General features: G+C 35.5%; 21 protein-coding genes and 2 pseudogenes. 12 read left to right on the top strand and 11 right to left on the bottom strand.

The window, feature by feature from the left end:
- Positions 1-75 precede the first annotated feature (75 nt).
- The 3 genes from ON07_RS05840 to ON07_RS05850 are packed head-to-tail and all read left to right on the top strand — an operon-like array spanning position 76 to position 4123.
- A complete protein-coding gene (locus ON07_RS05840) occupies positions 76-3378 on the top strand; it encodes an amidohydrolase family protein (protein ID WP_010228952.1) in 3303 nt (1100 codons plus the stop codon).
- A 26-nt stretch (positions 3379-3404) separates the two neighbouring features.
- Complete coding sequence (locus ON07_RS05845; RefSeq protein WP_010228954.1) at positions 3405-3728, top strand: DUF202 domain-containing protein; 324 nt, start codon at positions 3405-3407, stop codon at positions 3726-3728.
- Positions 3729-3748: 20 nt separating this feature from the next.
- Positions 3749-4123 carry a DUF6122 family protein gene (locus ON07_RS05850; protein ID WP_010228956.1) on the top strand — a complete coding sequence of 125 codons (375 nt, stop codon included), beginning with the start codon at positions 3749-3751 and terminating at the stop codon, positions 4121-4123.
- Between the two features lie 5 nt (positions 4124-4128).
- On the opposite strand, the gene ON07_RS05855 is transcribed toward ON07_RS05850, so the two are convergent.
- A complete protein-coding gene (locus ON07_RS05855; RefSeq protein ID WP_010228958.1) occupies positions 4129-5049 on the bottom strand; it encodes a DUF302 domain-containing protein in 921 nt (306 codons plus the stop codon).
- A gap of 224 nt (positions 5050-5273) precedes the next feature.
- Here ON07_RS05855 and ON07_RS05860 point away from each other — a divergent pair, with 224 nt between their 5' ends.
- The 4 genes from ON07_RS05860 (at position 5274) to ON07_RS05875 (ending at position 11594) form a co-directional block, all read left to right on the top strand.
- Positions 5274-5888 (top strand): deoxynucleoside kinase, encoded by a 615-nt coding sequence (locus tag ON07_RS05860; protein WP_010228960.1) that lies wholly within the window; start codon positions 5274-5276, stop codon positions 5886-5888.
- Between the two features lie 128 nt (positions 5889-6016).
- Positions 6017-6553, top strand: a complete 537-nt coding sequence (locus tag ON07_RS05865) for a sterol desaturase family protein (protein WP_010228962.1) — start codon at positions 6017-6019, stop codon at positions 6551-6553.
- 231 nt (positions 6554-6784) lie between these two features.
- Positions 6785-9916: a SusC/RagA family TonB-linked outer membrane protein gene (locus tag ON07_RS05870; RefSeq protein WP_010228964.1), complete on the top strand. Its 3132-nt coding sequence runs from the start codon at positions 6785-6787 to the stop codon at positions 9914-9916.
- 25 nt (positions 9917-9941) lie between these two features.
- Positions 9942-11594 (top strand): RagB/SusD family nutrient uptake outer membrane protein, encoded by a 1653-nt coding sequence (locus tag ON07_RS05875; protein WP_010228966.1) that lies wholly within the window; start codon positions 9942-9944, stop codon positions 11592-11594.
- A gap of 401 nt (positions 11595-11995) precedes the next feature.
- Here ON07_RS05875 and ON07_RS05880 read toward each other — a convergent pair whose 3' ends face one another.
- On the bottom strand, positions 11996-13030 hold the full coding sequence (locus ON07_RS05880; RefSeq protein WP_010228967.1) for an App1 family protein: 1035 nt from the start codon (positions 13028-13030) through the stop codon (positions 11996-11998).
- Positions 13031-13315: 285 nt separating this feature from the next.
- On the opposite strand from ON07_RS05880, the gene ON07_RS05885 reads away from it, so the two are divergent.
- Both ON07_RS05885 and ON07_RS14690 read left to right on the top strand, forming a co-directional pair.
- Positions 13316-13798, top strand: coding sequence for a YciE/YciF ferroxidase family protein (locus ON07_RS05885; RefSeq protein ID WP_010228968.1), 483 nt, complete (start codon positions 13316-13318; stop codon positions 13796-13798).
- A gap of 132 nt (positions 13799-13930) precedes the next feature.
- A pseudogene (locus ON07_RS14690) lies at positions 13931-14699 on the top strand (XRE family transcriptional regulator).
- Positions 14700-14910: 211 nt separating this feature from the next.
- Here ON07_RS14690 and ON07_RS05895 read toward each other — a convergent pair.
- From ON07_RS05895 to ON07_RS05905, 3 genes are all read right to left on the bottom strand, one after another.
- On the bottom strand, positions 14911-15201 hold the full coding sequence (locus ON07_RS05895) for a hypothetical protein (protein WP_010228971.1): 291 nt from the start codon (positions 15199-15201) through the stop codon (positions 14911-14913).
- Between the two features lie 108 nt (positions 15202-15309).
- Positions 15310-15546 carry a hypothetical protein gene (locus ON07_RS05900; protein ID WP_010228972.1) on the bottom strand — a complete coding sequence of 79 codons (237 nt, stop codon included), beginning with the start codon at positions 15544-15546 and terminating at the stop codon, positions 15310-15312.
- Between the two features lie 113 nt (positions 15547-15659).
- Positions 15660-16835 (bottom strand): 3-deoxy-D-manno-octulosonic acid transferase, encoded by a 1176-nt coding sequence (locus ON07_RS05905; RefSeq protein ID WP_010228974.1) that lies wholly within the window; start codon positions 16833-16835, stop codon positions 15660-15662.
- Between the two features lie 173 nt (positions 16836-17008).
- Between ON07_RS05905 and ON07_RS05910 the strand changes: the two genes are divergently transcribed.
- On the top strand, positions 17009-18142 hold the full coding sequence (locus tag ON07_RS05910) for a DegT/DnrJ/EryC1/StrS family aminotransferase (RefSeq protein WP_010228976.1): 1134 nt from the start codon (positions 17009-17011) through the stop codon (positions 18140-18142).
- 9 nt (positions 18143-18151) lie between these two features.
- On the top strand, positions 18152-19432 hold the full coding sequence (locus tag ON07_RS05915; protein ID WP_010228977.1) for a metal-dependent hydrolase family protein: 1281 nt from the start codon (positions 18152-18154) through the stop codon (positions 19430-19432).
- A gap of 301 nt (positions 19433-19733) precedes the next feature.
- On the opposite strand, the pseudogene fabD reads toward ON07_RS05915, so the two are convergent.
- The 5 genes and pseudogenes from fabD to ON07_RS17720 all read right to left on the bottom strand — a co-directional run bounded on the left by fabD (position 19734) and on the right by ON07_RS17720 (position 22239).
- A pseudogene (gene fabD, locus ON07_RS05920) lies at positions 19734-20616 on the bottom strand (ACP S-malonyltransferase).
- 89 nt (positions 20617-20705) lie between these two features.
- Positions 20706-21206 (bottom strand): pyridoxamine 5'-phosphate oxidase family protein, encoded by a 501-nt coding sequence (locus ON07_RS05925; protein WP_010228979.1) that lies wholly within the window; start codon positions 21204-21206, stop codon positions 20706-20708.
- 119 nt (positions 21207-21325) lie between these two features.
- A complete protein-coding gene (locus tag ON07_RS05930) occupies positions 21326-21808 on the bottom strand; it encodes a dihydrofolate reductase (protein ID WP_010228980.1) in 483 nt (160 codons plus the stop codon).
- A gap of 4 nt (positions 21809-21812) precedes the next feature.
- Complete coding sequence (locus tag ON07_RS17715) at positions 21813-21998, bottom strand: hypothetical protein (RefSeq protein WP_316928094.1); 186 nt, start codon at positions 21996-21998, stop codon at positions 21813-21815.
- Positions 21999-22020: 22 nt separating this feature from the next.
- Positions 22021-22239: a 2TM domain-containing protein gene (locus ON07_RS17720; protein WP_316928095.1), complete on the bottom strand. Its 219-nt coding sequence runs from the start codon at positions 22237-22239 to the stop codon at positions 22021-22023.
- 96 nt (positions 22240-22335) lie between these two features.
- Here ON07_RS17720 and ON07_RS05940 point away from each other — a divergent pair, with 96 nt between their 5' ends.
- On the top strand, positions 22336-23424 hold the full coding sequence (locus ON07_RS05940; RefSeq protein ID WP_010228982.1) for an aminotransferase class V-fold PLP-dependent enzyme: 1089 nt from the start codon (positions 22336-22338) through the stop codon (positions 23422-23424).
- Here ON07_RS05940 and ON07_RS05945 read toward each other — a convergent pair whose 3' ends face one another.
- Positions 23425-23706, bottom strand: coding sequence for a DUF427 domain-containing protein (locus ON07_RS05945; protein ID WP_010228984.1), 282 nt, complete (start codon positions 23704-23706; stop codon positions 23425-23427). It lies immediately after the preceding gene.
- Positions 23707-23735 lie beyond the last annotated feature (29 nt).

Genomic DNA, 23735 nt, shown 5'->3' on the forward strand with positions numbered 1-23735 from the left:
TTAATGGCTTGAAGATTAATAGTTCTGTAAAAATAAAAGAAATAGTATCTTTAGCTATCCATTAAATACATAAATATGTTTCAAAAATCATTGCTTACCCTTGCACTAGTGATTCTTTCCGCTACAACATTCTCACAAGAAAAAGATAAAAAAGATAAAGCCGATAAATGGGATGTATCGAATCCCTACACGAAAGATTGGAAAATTAATGAAGTTCCTTTGAATACAGATGAAGGAACCTGGATGAATTTAGATGTAAGTCCCGATGGAAAAAGCATAGTTTTTGATTTGTTGGGTGATATTTTTATGATGCCTGTTTCGGGAGGAAAAGCTAGGCTTCTGAGATCTGGAATGCCTTATGAAGTGCAACCAAGGTTTAGTCCGGATGGCACCAAAATTCTTTTTACCAGCGACGCAGGCGGTGGAGATAATATTTGGATCATGGATGCTGAAGGTGAAAATGCAAAGCAGGTTACTACAGAAGATTTTAGATTATTGAACAATGCTGTTTGGACGGCCGATGGGAATTCCATCATAGCAAGAAAACATTTCACCTCCGGGCGTTCTTTGGGAGCCGGAGAAATGTGGCAATATCATATTGCAGGTACTGCAGGGCTTCAATTAACTGAAAGAAAAAACGATCAGCAGGATGTGAATGAACCAAGCACTTCTCCGGATGGAAGGTATTTGTATTATAGTGAAGATATGTATCCAGGTGGCAACTTTCAGTATAATAAAGATCCAAATAAGCAGATTTATGTTATAAAAAGATACGATTTTGAAACAGGAGAAACCGAGGTAATCACCGGAGGTTCCGGGGGTGCAGCACGACCTCAGGTTTCCAGAGATGGAACAAAACTCGCATTTATTAAAAGAGTTCGTACAAAAACTGTCTTATATGTACATGATTTAAAAACAGGAGAAGAACGACCTATTTATGATAACTTAAGCAAAGATCAGCAAGAGGCTTGGGCAATTTTTGGAGTATATCCGGGATTTAGCTGGATGCCGAATAACAGAGAAGTCGTGATCTGGAGCGAAGGAAAAATTAAACGTATTAATGTTGAATCTTCTGAAGTAAAAGAAATTCCGTTTAATGCTGAAACCACTATCAAAATTGCTGAAGCGCATCATTCTAGTCCGCAGGTGTTTTCAGAAAATTTCACCGCGAAAGCAATTAGAAATGCAGTGACTTCGCCGAACGGCAAAACGCTGGTATTTCATGGCTTAGGATTTCTTTGGAAAAAAGAGCTTCCTAATGGAAAACCTCAACGTTTAACAAAAGACACCGATTTCGAATTTGATCCATCTTTTTCTAGTGATGGAAAGTCAGTAATCTATGTTACCTGGGACGATCAAAATAAAGGAAGTATTAAAAAAGTTGCTCTTTCAGGTGGGAATCCTTCAACATTAACACAAGAAAAGGGAATTTATAGAAATCCATCTTTTTCAAGAGATGGCAATAAAATTGTGTTTACAAAAGAATCGGGAAATACAGATCTAGGTGAAACTTTTACGAAGGAACCTGGAATTTATTTGATGAATGCCGATGGGAGAAATTCAGAAAAAATAAGCAAATCGGGAGATTTTCCAGTATTTAATAAAGACGATTCGAGAATTATTTTCCAGACCGGAGGCTATTTGTTCGGGAATCTTACCAAGAGTTTAAAAAGTATAGATCTAAATGGAGAAGATGAGCGTGTGCATTTCAATTCAAAATACGCCAATCGTTTAATCCCTAGTCCGGATAATAAATGGATCGTTTTTTCCAACTTGCATAAGGCATATATTGCACCATTTGTAATGACAGGAAAACCAATAGATCTCGATGGAAAATCGAAAGCCTTTCCGGTAACTCAGATCACAAAAGACGCAGGTATCAATTTGCATTGGTCTAACAATAGCGATAAAGTTCACTGGACCTTAGGAGATGAATATTTTAGTAATGAAATCGATCAAAAATTCACCTTTTTAGAAACTTCACCAGACTCGATTTCGGCAATTACAGAGACAGGTTTAAAAATAGGTTTACAAACCAAGACCGATGTTCCAAAGGGAAAAATTGCGTTTACCAATGTGCGTATTATTACCATGGAAGGCGACAAGGTTATCGAAAATGGAACTATTATAGTAGATGAAAATAAAATTGTTGCCCTTGGAAATTCCGGTGATATTGAAGTTCCTAAAAATGCAAAAACCTACGATTTAACCGGTAAAACCATTATGCCCGGAATTGTAGATGCTCATGCACATATTGGTGCATTTAGATATGGAATAAGCCCTAAGAAACACTGGCCACTTTATGCGAATCTTGCCTTTGGAGTTACTACTGCACATGATCCTTCAGCACTAAGCGAAACGGTATTTGGAATGGCAGAAATGATAAAAAATGGGGAAATGGTTGGTCCAAGATTATTTTCAACAGGAATAATTATTTATGGAGCCGATGGTGATTTTAAAGCAGACATCAACAGTTTGGAAGATGCAAGATCGGCCCTTAGAAGAACAAAGGCTTTTGGAGCAAATTCTATTAAAAGTTACAATCAGCCAAGAAGAGAGCAACGCCAACAAGTGATGCAGGCTGCCAAAGAATTAGATCTAAATGTGGTTCCGGAAGGTGGAAGTACTTTTTTCCATAATATGAGTATGATCATGGATGGGCACACGGGAATCGAACATAATATTCCGGTAGCTCCCGTTTATAAAGATGTATTTAGCCTTTGGGGAAACAGCAACACCGGCTACACTCCTACTCTAATCGTAAATTATGGTGGTATAAACGGAGAATTTTACTGGTATGAGAAATCGAATGTTTGGAAGAATGAAAAGTTATTAACCTTCACCCCTAGATTCATCGTAGATTCTAGATCCAGACGTAGAGAAATGTTGCCACAGGAAGAATATGACAATGGCCCTGTATTAGTTTCTGAAACAGCAAAAGCTTTAAGCGATAAGGGTGTAAAAGTAAATCTGGGCGCGCACGGGCAATTACAAGGACTTGGAGCACATTGGGAATTATGGTTGTTACAAATGGGCGGAATGAGCAATCTAGAAGCTTTAAGAGCCGCAACGATTAATGGAGCAGAATACTTAGGAATGGGAAGCGAAATTGGATCTTTGAAAGTTGGGAAATTGGCAGATCTCATCGTTTTAGAGAAAAACCCACTGGAAGATATTCAGAATTCGAACACCGTAGAATACACAATGGTTAACGGACGTTTATTTGATTCTGCTACCATGAACGAAGTCGGAAATAATCCGGAAGAAAGAACAGATTTTTATTGGGAAAATAATAATTACAATCAGGCATTTCCTTGGCATGAAAGCACCCAGAGCTTTACCGCTCCAGGGTGTACATGCCAGTCTACACATAATTAAATTGATTAGGCCCTAATTTATCTATTATGAGAAGAGTAAAACTTTACAATCCTTTTAAAACCCGAATGATCGATGAGAAATTCATTCGGGAGCACTTGGCATTGGAACGAACTAAATTAGCAAACGAGCGAACGTTGCTTTCTTATATTCGATCGTCTCTATATCTCTTTATTGGTGGGCTAGCAATATTGCAAATTAAAGAATATGAGCACGTACAATGGTTAGGATATTTATCCTTAATAATATGTGTGATTTTTATAAGTATTGGAGTTTATAGATATATTCATTTAAATAGAAAGCTTTATAAATTGCTGAGATCAGATGATGAAAGTGATTATAAACCTGATTAATAAATAAGAGCAGTCTTTAATTGATAATACAATCCATTGTTCATTATTCCTTACACTATCTAGCCATAGGCGGTATTGCTTATTGGTACGATAAAGAGAAATGGAAACGCTATTGGCTTATTTTGGCACTTACCATGTTTGTGGATATAGATCATATTTTTGCTAATCCACTTTTTGATCCTAGCAGATGTGGAATTGGTTATCACCCGTTACATTCAGAAATAGCTATATTAATTTATTTTGTCGGGACCTTCCTGCTAAAAAATAGAGTTCTAAAACTGATCTTTATTGGATTATTTTTCCACATGATCACAGATTTTATAGACTGCCTGTGGATGTTTTCTAATTGTGATGAGTGCTATCTAAAATCGGAAATTTACAATTGGTTTCATTAATTCTATTATAATCCGGCAGCAGTATTAGCAAGATTATTCAAGGCAGTTGAAATTTGGGCTAAAACATCCTCATTTCCTTCAATTTGATGTCTTGCAGCAAGATAGGAAGGATCATTATAAGATATGTTTACTGAGCCGTCTTCAGTCTCCCACACCAACATTTTTTGAGGAAGATCCAAACCAATGCTCTGCATACTTTGCATCAACGGAGAACCAAGGTCCGGGTTTCCAAATATGATGATTTTCGTAGGTCTTAATTCCAAACCAATGCTAGCTGCATTTGCCTGATGATCTAATTGGGCCACAATTGTCAAGTTTTCATTTGAAGTTATTGCATTTTGCAGGCTATTGTAAGTTGATCCAAAATCTTGAGTACTTTTCACAGTAACAACACCTTCTTCTAATTCTGCCGTTAGATCTGTAGCTCTTTTAATTTCTGAAGAAGTAGCGGATTTAGTTAAATTTTCCAACGCTGCAGAAATTTGTGGCAAAGTACTTACTCCTTGAAGAGAATGTCTGGATTCTAAATAGGGAACACTATTGTAAAGTGCATATACCGTGTTTGATGTATTTTGAAAAAACAATACTTTTTGAGGGAGATCCAAACCAGCTAACTGATTCTTTTGCATCAATGGTGTTCCTAAAGCCGGATTCCCGAAAAATACAATTTTGGTTGGGTTAAGAACTCTCCCTACAGATCTTGCATTTGCAGCATGATCTACTTCAGCAACTATGGTAATCCCATCATTAGCATTTAGAGAATCTATAAAAACAGTATAAGTATTGGCAAAATTATTTTTGCTTTCGGCATACTTTGTACCCGTTACATCAATTTCTTCAGAAGAAAGAACAACATCTCCAGGATCGTCATTATTACAGGAGTTTAAAATGAACAAAAAACTAAAAAACGTTATCAATTTAATCATGACTATTATGAATTTTCAATTAATATATATAACTCTCTCTTTGATTGCTTCAACTTTATAAATCTTTAACCTATAATGTTAATTAAGTTTGAAGGAATGACCAAAAAAATAATGCTTAGGTCAAATTATTCGAATCGGCTATTTTTAGCCTAAAACTTGTATCTTTATCGACTTTGAATTACTTTCATCGTCCTCAAAAAATAACCAGTTATAAAGAGTTAAGTATGCATGTAGCCATTGCGGGAAATATAGGGTCTGGTAAAACCACCCTCACAAAATTATTAGCAAAACATTATAAATGGGAACCACAATACGAAGATGTTCTTGAAAATCCTTATCTCGAGGATTTTTATAATAAAATGGAACGCTGGTCTTTTAATCTTCAAATATATTTTCTGAATAGTAGGTTCAGACAAATCTTACAGATAAGAGAAAGTGGCAAAAAAATTATTCAAGATAGAACCATTTACGAAGACGCTCATATCTTTGCTCCCAACCTTCATGCGATGGGTTTAATGACGAATAGAGATTTTGAAAATTACAGATCGCTGTTCGATCTTATGGAAAGTGTTGTAGCCGGTCCAGACCTTCTAATATATTTAAGAAGTAGCATTCCAAATTTAGTTTCCCAGATACATAAACGTGGGAGAGATTACGAAAATTCTATATCTATTGATTATCTTAGCAGACTGAATGAACGCTACGAAGCTTGGGTCCATACATATGATAAAGGAAACTTGCTCGTTATAGATGTAGATAATATAAATTTTGTAGACAATCCGGAGGATTTGGGAGATATCATTAGCAAGATAGATGCTCAATTGCACGGATTATTTTAAATTTTAACGACCATGGAGGCTACTAAGCACAAAAGACCAAAACACAAGGCTCTGCCAAACTTTTTAAAAATCCGATTTTAGAAAAGCTTACGCACACCCATATTGCTGCACCTTTAATAATTTTTACTGTGATCTCCGCAATTCTAATTTATTTTGGGATCGTAGAAAAAGGCTTTGAAGTACCGAGTATGATCTTGCTCTTCTTAGGTGGATTGTTCTTCTTTACATTTATAGAATATTTAATGCACAGGTATTTGTATCACTTACCTGTTACCAATCCTAAAAGAGAAAAATTTGTATACACCATGCATGGGGTACATCACGATTTTCCAAAGGATAAAGATAGGTTAGCAATGCCACCGGTATTAAGTTTAATCCTTGCTACTATATTTTTTGTGATTTATCGAAGTGTGATGGGAGACTACGCCTTTGGGTTTCTTGCAGGTTTCCTTATGGGGTATACCGCATATTTAGGAGTTCATTACTCTGTCCACGCATTTAAGGTTCCTAATAATTTTTTGAAAATACTATGGCATCACCATAGTATTCATCACTATAGAGAACCAGACAAGGCTTTTGGAGTATCTTCTCCGTTATGGGATGTAATCTTTAGAACCATGCCTAGAAAGTCCCCTATGGAGCAGCAGACAAGTGCTTCTCATTAATAAAAAGTAATATTTGACAATAAAAAAAACCCACTTCTCAGTGGGTTTTTTTTATTGTCAAAATTAATTTTTCTGTGGCGAATAAAATATTATCACAGAACATAAATTTTCATAATTACTACCGTGTCAAAAGACTTTTTTTGTTAATGTTAACAAATAAAAGGTTAAAATTTAGATAATATTATAAAAATATGTAATCTTAGCGCATGTATAACCCTTAAACAAGATTACATGATATCAAAACTACCTTGGGTATTTATCCCTTTTTTTCTGCTATTTATGAGTTTCTCCTATGGACAGGAGAAGACTATTTCGGGTAATGTAACAGACCAAGACGGTCTCCCGTTACCTGGTGTTTCCATTGAAGTTATTGGAACTCAACGTGGAACACAGACTGATTTTGATGGAAATTATAGCTTAATTGCTAACGTCGGTCAAAAATTAAGATTCACCTTTTTAGGACAAACACCTGCAGAAAGAACTGTGGGAGCTTCCAGTACGATTGACGTCCAAATGGACAAAGATGCTGAAGCATTAGAAGAAGTAATAGTAACTGCCTATGGAACATCTACCAAAGAAGCGTTCACAGGTTCTGCCAGTGTTATAGGTGCTGAAGATATAGCTACAAGGAACGTTACATCTCCTATTGCAGCAATAGAAGGAAGGGCAACGGGTGTTCAATTTACTTCGGCATCAGGACAACCTGGGTCGTCACCAAATATAGTAATACGTGGTGTTGGTACGATCAATGGGTCTACAGATCCATTATTTATTGTGGACGGTATTCAATATGAAGGAGCTTTAAATACGATTGCTCAAGAGGACATTAAATCCTTTACAATTCTTAAAGATGCAGCTTCAACATCATTATATGGTTCCAGAGCGGCTAATGGGGTTGTTCTTATTACAACTAAGAGTGGTAGTAGAAGAGGAGGAATAAAAGTAAGTGCTTCAACTCAAACCGGTTTGGTATCCCAAGCTATTTCACCTTACGATGAGGTTTCTCCAGGCGAATATTATGAAGTTATGTGGGAAGCTTTAAAAAATTCAAGTGCTGGTGGTGGAGACCCTGCATTTGCTTCTGCAAATATATATAATAGCTTAGGTTATAATCCATTTGATGTGCCTAATGATCAAATAGTTGGAACGGATGGACAACTAAATCCAAATGCAAATGTGATCTATCAATCATTAGATTGGTACGATGTTTTGCAAAAAACTGGTGTAAGACAGAATTATAACGTAAATGTTTCTGGCGGAGGTGAGGATCATACCGTATTTTTCTCTGCTTCTTATTTAGATGAAGAGGGCTATGTAGTTTCGTCATCTTTTGATCGATTAACATCACGTCTAAGCGCAGAATTTGATGCAAACGACCGAATTACAATTGGAGGTAGTGCTAATATTTCTATTTCTGAAGCTGTGGGGCCTAGTTCCGCAGGAACAGGTAGTATTGTTAACCCTTTCGGTTTTGCTAAAAATATAGGTTCAATCTATCCTGTATATGTAAATGATTTGCAAGGAAATATCGTTCGTGATGTCGCTGGAAATCCTGTATTTGATAATGGGGAAGGTTTTCCCGATTTTAATATCGGATCAAGACCTATAAGTCAGGGACGTCATGCACTACAAGAACTTCTGTTAAATGATGAACGTGATAGGGATAATACATACGGTTTTAGGTTTTTTACTGAGATTGAATTATTAGAAGGGCTTAATGTTCGCTTAAATTATGGTAGAGATATTAATGAAGGGCTTGAGAAAGAATATGAAAACAACATTATTGGAGATGCCCAACCAACTGGAAGATATGGTGAGACGAGGTTTAGAAGGCAGGTAGAAAATTTCAATCAACTTTTAACATATAATAAGAGTTTTAATGATATCCATAATTTTGATATTACAGCGGGTCATGAAAGTTTCGATAGGACTTTCTCCAGTAATAATGGTTTAGCAATTATTCAAGTTGCTGAAGGAATCTTTGAATTTGACAACTTTGCAACCCCTGTTAGTTTAGGAGGTTCTACCACAAAAAAAACTATTGAAGGATATTTTTTAAGAACAAACTATAATTTCGATAATAAATATTACATAAGTGGTTCTGTTAGAAGAGATGCATCTTCAGTATTCAGTAGAGATTCAAGATGGGGTACTTTCTACTCTGTAGGAGCTTCTTGGAGAATAGATCAGGAAGACTTTATGGATGATATTTCTTTTATTGATCGATTAAAAATAAGAGCTTCATATGGTGAAGTAGGAAATGATGATTTGGGAGATTTCTTTTTATCACAGGCTAGATACTCTATAACCTCTAATGCCGGTAACCCAGCAATAATTAATACAGATATAGGTAATACAGATCTACAGTGGGAGACTATAGAAAGCTTTGATGTAGCCTTAGAATTTACATTGTTCAATAACTTTTTAGACGGAACAGTAGAATATTATAAGAAAAGTTCTACCGATTTACTCTATGATCTGCCTATTGCTTTGAGTAATGGTCTTAATACAGTTCCTACGAATATTGGAGATTTGTATAATTCTGGTTTTGAGGTTGCTTTGACATCCCATCTGATAAATAAAAATGATTTTAAGTGGGATCTAACTTTACAAGCCTCCACTTTTAAAAATGAAATCACAAGTTTACCAGATCCCTTTATCAATGGATCAAAACGATTGGCAGAAGGACGCTCAATATTCGATTTCTATTTACTAAATACAGCTGGGGTAGATCCTGAAACTGGAGACCAATTGTTTTTTAGTTATGAAATTGATGAAAATGGTGAAAGTGTTCCAGTATTAGATGAAAACGGTGTTCAACAGACCACCAATGACTGGCAAGATACTGAAAGAGCATATACTGGAGATAGTTCCATACCAGATCTTTTAGGATCTATAGCAAACACGATTAGTTATAAAGGAATTTCACTGAGTTTTTTAATAAACTATGGAATTGGTGGATCGTTCTTGGATAATGGATATTCAGCTATGATGCATAGTGGGAATTACGGAAGTTCTTTACATCCAGATATTCTTAATGCGTGGCGCCAGCCAGGTGACATAACCGATGTCCCGAGACTGGAAAATGGAAACTCAGACTTGGTTAGAACACAATCTTCAAGATTTTTAACTGACGCTTCCTTTTGGACACTTAAAAATGTTAACTTAGGATATGCTTTCGAGAATTCAATTAGCGAAAAATTAGGTCTTGATAATTTAAGAGTTTCAGTAACTGGAGAAAATCTATTTTTGGAAAGTAAGAGAACAGGATTAAATCCTCAATTTAATCTAGCAGGAACTCCTGCAGGTAACGACTTTAATCCTTCGAGAATTATTTCTGTAGGTTTGAATGTAGGATTTTAATAAAAAACAATAAAACATACTAATTATGTTAAGAGAAATAAAATTTATATTATTAGTAATAGGTGTTATTACTATAACATCATGTTCAGAAGAATTTTTGGAAACAAAACCAACAGATGCCATTTCTGCTGGGGATGCACTGGCTACTGCAGAAAACATGTCACTTATAATAAATGGGTTGCATCGTGGATTGTATGCCCAATCTCAAACGATCTTTCCTGGAGGTAATACAGCGAGGGCAGGTGAACACTATTGGGTTCCACTTGGTGATAATATTGCAGGAGGTGTAATTCATTCAGCCAGAGCCAATAATTTAGGCTGGCAAGAGGAAACACAATGGACATCACATACCCAAGAAACAGAGCTGACACCAGAATTATTATGGTATCACCGTTATAACATCATAGGAAGTGCTAATGCTGTTATCAATAGAATTGCAGAAGGAGATATACCTGTAGATGGCAGACTCAATGAAATTGCTGGTCAAGCTTATACCTATAGAGTTTATGCTTATCTTTCTTTGATTCAGCATTATGCAAAGGGTTATTTAATTGGCAATCCATCTAGTGACCCTGGAGTACCTTTATTATTTGCTTCAGAAGCACCTTTTAATAGCGCACCAAGATCAACGGTTCAAGAAATTTATGATCAAATGGAATTGGATATTGATACTGCAATAAGTTTCTTTGAAGAGGCAACTCCAAGACCAACCGGAAGTGCAGATGCTAAGTCTCAATTAAACATAGATGTAGCTTATGGCCTAAAAGCAAGAATAGCCTTATCTAAAGGAGATTGGGAGACTGCTGCAACTGCTGCGGCCCGAGCACGCCAGGATTATCCAATAATGGATGAAAGCGATTGGAAATCTGGATTTAACACTACCCTGCTTCCTGAAGTTATATGGGGTAGCAATGTAATAACCACAGAAACTACATTTTTCCGTTCTTATTTCTACTTAATTTCTAACACCTTTAATGGGAGTCAGGTTAGAAATAATCCTAAATTGGTTGACGAGAGGTTGTATGAGCAAATTCCGGATACGGATTATAGACGAGATGTATTTTTAGCCAATGCTCCTAATACAAATACTTCTGCAGCTAACGGAAATGGAGGGTTTGACAATAATACTAATCCTTTATATCCTACTAGAGCCGAATTTGATGCCGCAGTAGCTAGCATTAAGAGTGAGTATGGTTTGACTAGCGGTCACAACACACATCCTTATATGCATGTTAAATTTAGACAGCAAAATCCTGGGTCTATTGATCCTGATGATATCATTTACATGCGTTCTTCTGAAATGTACTTAATAGAAGCTGAAGCAAAGGCTATGATGAATGACATCGCTGGAGCACAAGCTGCGTTAAGTCCGTTGGGCGAAGCACGTGATAGCGAATATGACGCAACGGTTTTTGCTACACAAGGAGATCTAATGGAACACATCAAGTTTCAACGTGGGGTAGAATTATATGGAGAAGGCTTTTTATATACTGATAAAATACGTTGGGATGAAGCTATCGACCATGCTGCAAATGGAGGTTCTGGAGCGTCCCAAACACTTTATCAAGATGGTTTTCAACAAGACAAGCCATCTGTAAACAATGCGTGGGTTTTCAAGATTCCACAAGCAGAAATTGACGCTAACCCTAATTTAGGGCCTAGTGATCAAAATCCATAAGTGATTAAATATTTAGTTTTAAAGTTTTGAGTCAGTTTAAGTCCCTTTAGTATCCATACGATATTTAAGGGGCTTTTATTTTGTTAATCATTTTGCAACGCCTAATTAGGCTTACTTGATAACAAAAAATACTTTCCTTGAGAAATGTATGGTTTCTTTTTTTTATCATTTGAACAAAAAAAGTCTATTTATTGTTGTGTGAAAAATAGATTCTTCACTAACTAATTATTCATCACTATAGAGAACCAGATAAGGCTTTTGGAGCATCTTCTCCGTTATGGGATGTAATCTTTAGAACCATGCCTAGAAAGTCCCCTATGGAGCACCAGGCAAGTGCTTCTCATTAATAAGAAATAACATTTGACAATAAAAAAACCCACTGAGAAGTGGGTTTTTACTTTTTACTTTATAAAGCCACTTTGTCGAGCGTGCGCTTCCGCATCAACAGAATTATCTATTAAAAGTACCGGAGTAGTTTCAAAAGCAGTTACGATACTTTGCACCCGATCCATTCTCTTCTTATGCTTCACGCTTCTTAAATAAATTGCCATTATTCTATCTGGATACTGTGCAGCGATCTCGGTATAAATAGAAGCATCATGTTCTCCACTATCACCAATTAAGATAAAACGTAAATGTGGGTATGTCTTTAAAATGTTGATAATCTCTTTTTGCTTGTGTGGCTTTTCCGGCTTTATAGATCTGTCGAAGGGAGTTCGAAAATTCCTAAGCAGAATTGGCCCCTTTGGAAATTTGTTATAATCCAAAAATAGTTTGAGGTATTGGTACATATTCCACGGACTATTACTCAAATAAAACATCGGGTTTTTATTCTCCCCATTTTTTCCCAGATGAAGTTTCTGATAGAAATCGGCAGCACCTTTAAAGGGAATTCTTTTATAAGCATTCGTAAGCAGGGAATTCTTTAAAAGTCTCCATTTTAAAAAAGAGGTAACTCCGGTATGCAATATTGTATCGTCTATATCGCTAATAACGCCATATTCTGCTTTATCCTCTGGAATGAGCACCTCGGCTTGAAAATGTTTTCTTTCTTCGGAAGGAGAAGAATCCTCGCTTTCTTGAAATAATAAATTTATAGTTACCCAACCTTCCTCATTAGCCACAGTAGAAAGATCTTTTTCAGTAGTTTCTTCAAATAGAAAATATCCTTCACAATCTGATACTGTTTTAAGCTGAAGCAAATCTGGAATATCCAACTCGATTTTAGCCTCCGGAATTTCGAAACTATCAAATTGCTTGTACGTGTTTTTCAAAGTATTTAAGAAAGATTGATCTTCTACGATTTTCAAGGGAACATCATCCAAAGCTCTTCCCAGAAGGTATAAGTGATTTTTTGTACCATAACTTCTATAGGGAATTATTAAAACATTTTCAATTTTATGCCATCCTAATAACTTCTTTACTCTTCTTAGCATTCCTCTAGTTTAAATCTAAATTCTTTAGACTTCTAAATTAACATTATTCAAATACCTGTCTTGAGATCGTATCTAATTTTAGATAAACTTTAAGAGCTCATCTATTATTTCCACGAATTCTAATCGAAATTAAATTTGGAAAAATAACAGCTGATTATAATTAATATGCCTCAATTATTACTTAACAATTTATTCACTAAAATTAAAATTTAATTATCATGTATTTAACTGACAATAAGAATTTTACTATTTAATTTAGTCTACGAACCATTTAAATATATTACAATGAAAAATTTAGAAGAGTTATTCGAACATCAGTTAAAAGATCTTTACAGCGCAGAGGAACAATTGATTGATGCATTGCCAAAAATGGTAAAAGCATCTCATGATTCTGAACTTAAAAAAGCTTTCGAAAGTCATTTGGAAGAAACTAAAAATCACAAAAAAAGGTTGGAAGAAATTTGCGAAGAACTATCCATTAAGCCAACCGGAGAAAAATGCAAAGCCATGCAAGGCTTAGTAAAGGAGGCGGAATCTATGATCGATGAAAAATCAGATCCGGCGGTGAAAGATGCAGGACTTATTGCTGAAGCTCAACGCGTGGAACATTATGAGATTTCCGGATATGGAACTGCCACAAGATTCGCCAAAGAATTAGGACATGAATCCATTGCAAAGAAACTTCAGAAAACGCTGGATGAAGAATATAATGCCGATCAAAAATTAGACAATCTTGCCGAAAGGAGATTAAATGTAAAGGCAAAATAATTTCATTAAAAATTTGAAACTTTAAAAACTCTCTGAAAAGAAACTTCCAGAGAGTTTTTTTATGACTTAAAATCTCTTAGGAAATATTCCATAATAAAAATGGATTTATTCCGAAAATTATTATATTTGAATATGGGTACAGATGTAACACTTGAAATAAAGCGATTTAAGGAAATTCGCGACGATCATAATTTTACGCAAAGCGAATTTGCAGAACTGCTAGGCATTAAAAATTCTACAGCAGATATCGAACGCGGTCGCACAAAGCTTTCAGGGAAAGTGGTTGCCGAATTGCTGCGCCAATTTGGAGTGAATCCCCTTTGGTTATTTGGGGAGAGTGCTCAAAAACAATTGCAAATAAATAAGGGAGATATAAGCCCAAAGGTTATTACCGTAAATAGCAGTGAAGAAGAAAATATAATTCTTGTTAATCAAAAAGCTGCTGCGGGATACCCACATAATGTTCAAGATGTAGAATGGTATCAGCAATTACCGGCCTTCGACATTCCACTGCCGGAATATCGCAATGCTTCCTATAGAGGATTTCAAGTGGAAGGCGATAGTATGATGCCCAATTTACGCCCGGGGGAATGGGTTTTAGGAAAAGGAATTCCTAGTATTAGCGAAATAAGTGCAAATAAGATCTATGTAGTTGTTTTATATGATTCGGTGCTTGTGAAAAAAAATCCAAAAGCTAGACGATCCTTTTAAAGTAGTTCTTGTCTCTATAAATGAAGAATATGCTCCGGTAGAAGTTAAAATAAATGATATTCAGGAGCTTTGGCAAGTAAATAGTAAGCTTACTTTCAGCATAGATGCTACCTCAGAAAGTGGCTTATTAAGACAGCTACAAGAATCTATGGAAGAATTAAAGAGCGAGTTTAAAACTTTTAAGCACTAAAAAAATCCATCTTGGTTAGAGATGGATTTTAAATATTCTATTTGATTTCTTTAATGCTAGTCTACCGCATCTTCAACATCATCAGCTACCTTTTCTACTGTGGATTTTTCTCTACAAGAAGTAAATAAAATACTAGTGCTAAAGGTTAACGCCAATAAAAAAACAATTTTTTTCATAATTTAAAATTTTGTGGTTGCTCTAAAGCGTTAAATTACATATCATCTGTTCCTTCAACCTCAGCCTCTACTTCGTTAGCCGCATTTTCTATAGCATCACCAGTTTTGTTAGCTGCTTTTTCAACTGCATCACCAGCATCATTTGCTGCTCCTTCAATATCGTCTCCAAGATCGTCCATGTCATCATTTACATCATCCATGTCGTCCATGTCATCCATATCATCACTCATTTCCATATCATCACTTGCTTTTTTTGTATCTCTACAAGAAGTGAAAAATGCAGAAAGAGTAAATGCTGTTGCTAATACTAAAATTGATTTTCTCATAAGTTTAATTTTATAGTTATTGGTTTGTGTGGTAATTGGTCATTAATTCTTTATAAATATATATAAAAAAGGATAAATTCCTAAGATTTCCATAAAATTAGGCGACAACTAATTATCGTCTCCAATTTTTTCAATCTCTTCATCTATTTCCTTATTCACCTCTTTATCCACTTTTTCTGCAGTACGTTCTAAAATCCCTTTACGCTCTTCTACAGGTTCAGCTTTTTCAGTTTCAACTCTTACTTCTTTAACTATAACAGTTTCCTTTTCTGGAGTATCTCTACAAGAGATAAGTGTTGTTGCACCGGTTAAAATTAAAGCTGTCAAATAAATAACTCGTTTCATATAAATTGTATTATAATTTAATCTTCGAAATTACTATTTAAATAGATGTAGCGTTTCTATTTTTAGAATATTTTAATAAAAAATAGGCTATACTTCCAAAAAGTTAGATGATTTTAGCGAATTTTAACAAACTTTTCTTTCAAGTAATCAATTATCATTTCTGTAGCTCCACCATTTTCCTGAATATATTTTCTTGAAATTTCCCCTGTCATAGATCTAAATTCTGAATCGTCTAATAATTGGTTAAGAATAGTGATAAGTTCCGATCCGGAATTTACGGCATACAAACCTGTAAGTTCCTTCAATGTTATAGCTTCCGGAAATTTATCGAAATTAGTCCCCGTTATTATAGGAATCCCGAAGGTTGCCGGTTCTAAAATATTGTGAAGTCCTGTATTTCCAACTGCCCCACCCACATAAGCAATATCTGCATAACTATAAATCTTGGTCAACAAGCCTATGGTATCTACAATGAGCACTTTAAATTCTGATAATTGCTTTCCATCCTTTTCTGAAAAAAGTACAGATGGAATCGATATGTTTTTTTGAAACGCCCTTATACGATCTCTATCTATAGTATGTGGAGCAATTATGATTTTTACATCCAAGTCGTTTTGCGCTATAAATTCCATTAAAAGCGATTCGTCATCCGGCCAAGTACTTCCTGCAACAATGCATAATTTGTTATCAATAAATTCTTCGATAAATTTCAAAGAATTATCCTGCCGGAGCTGATTTGCAACTCGATCGAATCTTGTATCTCCACTTAGGGTTACATTATGAAAACCTATGGAATTCAGCAGTATTTTAGAATTTTCATTCTGAACAAAAAAATGCTTAAAAGCCTCCAAAGGTTTTTTAAACCAGTGATTTTTCATCTTAAAAAAAAGTTGATCTTCTCTAAAACTTCCAGAGACTAATATCGTATAAATATCTCTTCGATGTAGTTCATTCAGTACATTCGGCCAGAACTCATATTTTATAAAAATGGCTAACTCAGGATGAAGCAGATCTAGCAACGTTTTTACATTTTTATTAGTATCCAAAGGGAGATAAATTACAGCATCTGCTAAGGCTGAGTTCTTTTTAACTTCATACCCGGAAGGAGAATAGAAACTAATTACAATCTTATGGTTTGGGTACATTTTTTTGACTTTTTCCATAACCGGCACTCCCTGTTCATATTCGCCAAGTGATGCCGTATGAAACCATATAACCTTATCCTGTTTTTGAATCGATTTCCTTAAAATCGAAAAGCTGATTTTTCTTCCCTCTATAAACAATTTCATTTTAGGGCTAAAAAATTTTGTCACAGGCAGTAGTTTTTCAGCTACCCGGATCAATATATTATAAAGTGTTTGCAAGCGTTTCTTATTTAATTGCTAAAATACCTCTTTCCTAAAAATAGCATTGGTGATAGGGGCGATATTTTGTATTTTCGTTGCTCTACAAGAAAAAATACATGAAAAAGATACAAATGGTTGACCTCCAAGGTCAATACGACTCAATAAAAGACCAAATCAACGATTCTCTACAAGAAATAATGAATACTTCCGCTTTTATAAACGGACCGGAAGTTCAAAATTTCCAAAAAGAATTAGAAGCGTATCTAGGCGTGAAGCACGTTATTCCATGTGCAAATGGAACAGATGCCCTTCAAATAGCAATGATGGGTTTAGGTTTGAAGCCAGGGGATGAAGTGATTACAGCAGATTTCACATTTGCTGCTACTGTAGAAGTTATAGCATTATTGCAATTAACACCGGTGTTGGTAGATGTAGATCCAGAAACCTTTAATATAGACCCAGAAGCGATTAAAAAAGCGATTACTGCAAAAACAAAAGCCATTGTACCGGTACATCTTTTTGGTCAAACCGCCGATATGAATGCAATTATGGAAATCGCAAAGGCACATGACTTATATGTAATTGAAGACAATGCACAAGCTATCGGTGCCGATTTCCATTCTAAAGAAGGAAAAACTATTAAAACGGGAACCATTGGACATGTTGGTTCTACCTCATTTTTTCCGTCCAAAAATTTAGGCTGCTATGGAGATGGTGGAGCTATTTTCACTAATGATGATGACCTGGCGCATACCTTGAGAGGTGTCGTAAATCATGGAATGTATGAGCGCTATCATCATGATGTGGTAGGAGTGAATTCCAGATTGGATAGTTTTCAGGCGGCTGTTCTTCGTGCGAAATTGCCTAAACTGGACCTATATAATGAAGCGAGAAAAGCGGCTGCGTTTAGATATGATGGAGCCTTAAAAGAACAAGAGCATATAAAAATTCCTGTAAGATCTGGAGATTGCGATACCCATGTATTTCATCAATACACCCTAAAGATCACCAATGGAAAAAGGGATGCTTTGGTGAAACACCTAAATGAACAAAATATTCCGTGTGGTGTTTATTATCCAATTCCGTTGCATAACCAGAAAGCATACAAAGACTCAAGATATAATGAAGCAGATTTTCCAATTACCAATCAGTTGGTTAAAGAAGTAATCTCTTTACCTATGCATACCGAGTTGGATAATGATCAAATAGATCATATCGCAACCACGATTATTGAATTTGTAAATAATTAATACCACTCTATGAAAAAACTATTAACTATTATCTGCGGAATCGCACTCGCTTCAACAGTAAATGCTCAGGATATTTATATCCAAAGCGGGAAAATTGTAGACACTAAAAACGGAAAAATTCTAACTGAGAAAACTATTATTGTTTCCGGAGAAAGAATTAAAAGTATAGAGGATGGATATATTCAGCCAAAAAACGAAATTGATAGTTTAATAGATCTTCGCGAAATGACTGTTTTACCTGGCTTAACAGATATGCATGTACATTTAGAAGGAGAGTCTAATCCAAGTTCCTATTTAGAACCATTTACATTGAATGAAGCAGATATTGCATTTAATTCCTTGAGTTTTGCAAAGGTTACACTCATGGCAGGTTTTACAACCGTAAGAGATCTTGGAGGAAGCGGTGTAAATATCGCGTTACGAAATGCCACTAAGGACGGTAAAGTGGTTGGCCCAAGAATTTTTACCGCGGGAAAATCTTTAGCTACCACAGGTGGACATGCCGATCCTACAAATGGATACAATCATATGCTAGTTGGAGATCCGGGACCAAAGGAAGGCGTTATTAATGGACCTGAAGATGCAAAGAAAGCGGTAAGACAACGTTATAAGAATGGAGCCGATCTTATTAAGATTACTGCTACAGGTGGTGTTTTAAGTGTAGCAAAGTCGAGTTCTAACCCTCAATTTTCTATTGAAGAAATAAAAGCCATTACAACAACAGCCAAAGATTACGGGTTTCATGTTGCAGCGCATGCTCATGGGGACGAAGGAATGCAACGCGCTGTGAAAGGTGGTGTGAAGACGATTGAGCACGGAACTTTAATGAGCGAGCAAACGATGGACATCATGAAAGAATATGATGCCTATTTAGTTCCCACTATTACTGCGGGAAAGGAAGTGACGGAAAAGGCAAAAATTAAAGATTATTACCCAGAGATCATTGTGCCTAAAGCTTTGGAGATAGGTCCAAAAATCCAAAACACTTTTAGCAAAGCATACAAAAGAGGTGTAGGAATCGCATTTGGTACAGACGCAGGTGTTTATCCTCATGGAGAGAACGGTAAAGAATTCGGGTTTATGGTTGAAGCAGGAATGCCAGCTATGGCAGCAATCCAGAGCGCAACAATTACTCCAGCAAAAATTTTAAATATGGAGACAGAATCCGGGCAACTAGCCGCAGGATTTTATGCAGATATTATTGCCGTAAAAGAAGATCCAACCCAAAATATAAAAACATTGGAAGACGTGAAATTTGTGATGAAAGAAGGAAAAGTTTATAAAAATTAAGGAACTTAATTTTTAGGATAACAAAAAGCCCAGATTTTAGATCTGGGCTTTTTGTTATTGTATAATTAGAAAAGTTAATGCTATGTCTTTAAAAAATATAATTTGTAGTACTGATGTGAGATTGAGTATTTCGACTTCGCTCGACACAAGCTAAAGTCAAAACCTCCTCTTTATGCTAAAAAGTTCTCGACTGCGCTCGAACAGACAAAACGAAATATTTCAACTTTTTGAAAATCAATAAATCAATTGATTAAAATGGCATAAAGCTACCTACTGATTTTAAATAATTATTTCGAATTTATTATATTTCCGCAGAACTCACTTCTGCATTTCTATCTATTTTTTTTTACAAGTCCTTGCAATACTTTTCCTGGACCAACTTCAATAAATTCTGTTGCACCATCGGCGATCATATTTTTAACCGAATGTGTCCATTTAACGGGTGCTGTTAATTGAAACACCAAATTCTTCTTGATTTCCTCGGGATCTGTCACGGCAAACGTACTTACATTCTGATAAATTGGACAAATGGGAGTATTAAAGGTAGTTGCCTCAATTGCTTCAGCTAATTGTTTTCTCGCCGGCTCCATCAATGGTGAATGAAAAGCTCCTCCAACAGGAAGCATTAATGCACGCTTTGCACCCCTTTCTTTTAAAACTTCACATGCTTTTTCCACAGCAACTAGATCACCCGAGATCACCAATTGCCCAGGACAATTATAATTTGCAGCAACTACGGTTCCTTCAACCTCAGCACATATTGCTTCCACTAATTCATCTTCCATTCCCAATACAGCTGCCATAGTAGAAGGCTCTAATTCACAGGCCTCTTGCATAGCTAGAGCGCGTTTATATACTAATTTTAATGCAGCTTCCAACTCTAATGTTTTATTTGCGACCAATGCAGAAATTTCTCCTAACGAATGCCCGGCAACCATATCTGGCTTAAAGGATTCTCCCATCATTTTACTCATAATCACAGAATGCAAGAATATTGCGGGCTGCGTAACCTTGGTTTGCTTGAGATCTTCAGCAGATCCTTGAAACATTACATCTGTAATAGAAAAATCCAATATTTTGTTAGCTCTTTCAAATAACTCCTGTGCTTCGGGGTGCTTTTCATAAAGATCTAGACCCATTCCAGTAAACTGTGCTCCCTGACCGGGAAATATATATGCTTTCATAATTTCATTTTAGTTGGGCTAAAATAGAAATAAAAAAAAAGACCTCATAACTTATATGTTAGAGGCCTTCTTATTAATAAAATCTTGCTTTATAGGTTTAATTTTCCTTTTTCGCCAACATCGGCCTTATCTCCTGTAATGGTTGCAATACCCATCTTTAATAAAGCGATATATTTATTTTGTTTTGTATCCCAGTAGTAAGCTTCACTAGGTGCAAATTTGATGGCTGTGATGTTTGGGTCGTTCTTATCGTCAAACCATGCATCATCAGACTTACTGTATAGCTCATGAATGGTATCTTTATCTGTGTGAATAGTAGCCGATCCATAAATGCTGATAAATTCCATATCGGATTTATCACTATATAAAAGTTGTGTTTTTGAATCTTTAGCAATATTGGAATTGTGCTCACTGTCTTTTCCGCTCAAAAACCAAATATTTCCCGACTCATCCACTTTCTTAGTCGACATTGGAATCGCACTAATTGGTTGTGAATTTAAATCGGTTAGCATCATGCAAAAATCGATATCATTTACCAATTCTCTCAATTTCTTTAAGGACTCTTTTTTATCTAAGTTTTCTGTGCTCATAATTATTTTTCTTTGCAAGATACTATGCAAACAAGAGCTTTTGCGCTAAGGAATAGCCAATTCTAAATGATTGTGTGTTAAGAATTGTGAAAATTTATAAGAATCAAAATAACAGATTATTATTTTCGAATGTAGGTAAGGTAGGTAAAAGAATATTTATGTTTTTCGTCCTTTTCATGAAACTCTTCCTTTTCTAAAACCCACATCTTTTCGTCGATTTCAGGAAAGAAGGTATCTGCTTCAAATGTACCATGAACTCGAGTGAGTTCAATTTTATCAGCAATATCCATCGCCAACTTATATATTTCGCCACCACCAATAATAAAGGGCTGCGGATCTCCCTTGCTAAAATCTATAGCCCGCTCCAAAGAGTGCACCGTTACAATTCCCTCTTTTTTAAAGTTATCCTTTCTAGTAATTACCACATGAGTCCTATCTGGTAACGGCTGCGGAAAGGTATCGAAAGTCTTTCGACCCATAATTATATGATGCCCTGTTGTAAGCCTTTTGAATCTTCTAAAATCATCGGGCAGATGCCATACCAAACCACTATCCTTTCCAAGTTCATTATTCTCTCCGGCCGCTGCAATAATTGTGAGCATAACTTTAGTAGTTTTTATCTGGTGTATTTGGATCTATAATTCTCGGCTCAGTTTTATCTATAACAATATTGTTTTCTAAATCTTTAGGTAGCGGATAATCGCGATCTACCTTTTGCTGAAGTTCTGCAATCCGCTCCTTTTGTCTTGCAACTAATTTTTCTAATTGCTTTTGTTCCCATTCCTTCCCCATAAAACTGCTGGTAACCCATACGTTAATTACATGTATAAAGAAGAAAAAAAGACCAAGCTAAAATTGCCCAAACAAACCAATTGTATCCTAAAGGCATAAAATCCTCTTGGTAGCCAATTACCACATTTAGAACGATCAATAATACAGCACCTACTAGAAAGATCACAAAATGCTGAAACAATCTTTTTTTTCTGAAGTGCTCTTGCGCGAGCATTTTCATATAACTGCCGCTGATCTGCATCTAGTTTAGAAGTATTTTTCTTTTTAGAAAACATAATAAAAGGTACTTTAGTGTCTACCAAATTTACAGATTTTTTGGTCTATTGTTAAAACGCTTATGAAGAATTTAAGAAAAGCCTTTCCTGTCCTACGCCAATACACCTATTTAAACAATGCTTCCTGCGGATTATTATCTGAAAAAGTGTTTGAATATCGCCAAGATCAAGATCTTGATTTTCTTATTTCCGGAAGTATATTTAGAGATCAGCAAGGAAAAATCTTAGAAGAAGTACGGGAAACAGTGGGAAAGTTTTTTAATTGTTCTCCTAACCGAGTAGGCTTGGTCCACAACTTCTCTAGCGGATTCAATACACTTTTGGAAGGTGTAGACAAATCCAGTAAAATTCTTTTATTAAAGGAGGATTATCCGTCTATTAACTGGGCGGTAAACTCAAGGGACTTCAAGGTTTGTTACGCACAAATTGATGAAAACTCAGAACGCAATATTGAAGAAGCTTTAAAACTAGACAAACCAGATCTTTTCTGCTTTAGTATTATTCAACATGAAAATGGGATAAAGCTTAGTATTCCTTTTCTAAAAGAGATGAAAGAAAAATTTCCTGAAACACTTTTTGTAGCCGATGGAACTCAGTTTATAGGCACCGAAAAGTTCGATTTCGATACTTCTAAATTAGATGTTGTAATCGCAAGTGGCTATAAGTGGATGAATGCAGGTTATGGAAATGCAATCATGCTATTTAAAGAGGATGTGCCAAAAAAGATAGATCCAAGAAGTTATGGTTTCAATTCCTTACAAGGAAAATATAAAGCTCACGAAGGAAATTTTCTTGGCAAATTTGAACCGGGACACCAAGACACCTTGAATTTTGGAAGTGTCATGGCTGCCATAAAATTTATAGATTCGGTTGGGATTGATCTTATTGAAGAACGAATTAAACTTTTATCTAAAAAGGCAAAAGAGGAATTAGAAAAACTAGGATTACTTGAGGATATGGTGGTAAAAAGAGTTCAGCATTCTTCCATTTTTAATATTGGAGGCGACGCTGAACTCCTAAAATTTCTAAACAGTAAAAATATTATTTGCTCTTTAAAAAATCCCGGAGTGCGGGTAAGTTTTCATTACTTCAATACCGAAGAAGAAATCGATCTTTTGGTAAAAACCTTGAAAGAATATTACAAAAAGTAACTATTCTGTTACCTTGATTTCTTTCCAAAAAGCCACATAATTTTCAATTGGCTTGGCAGCGTGACTGGTTTGCGGATAGTACCATGCGGAGTCCTTATTAATTTTTCCATCAACTTCTACAGTATAATAGGATGCTTCTCCTTTCCAAGGACATCTGGAAGTGGTGTCACTTGGTTTAAAATATTCAGACTTTATGGATTCTTTTGGGAAATAATGGTTGTTTTCTACCACTTTTGTATCCTTACTTTCTGCGATTATCGTGTTATTCCAAATAGCTTTCATATCTAATTTTTTATAATTTATTAAGCTGA

Origin of the sequence: Gillisia marina, from assembly GCF_000258765.1 — a bacterium.
GTDB lineage: Bacteria > Bacteroidota > Bacteroidia > Flavobacteriales > Flavobacteriaceae > Gillisia > Gillisia marina.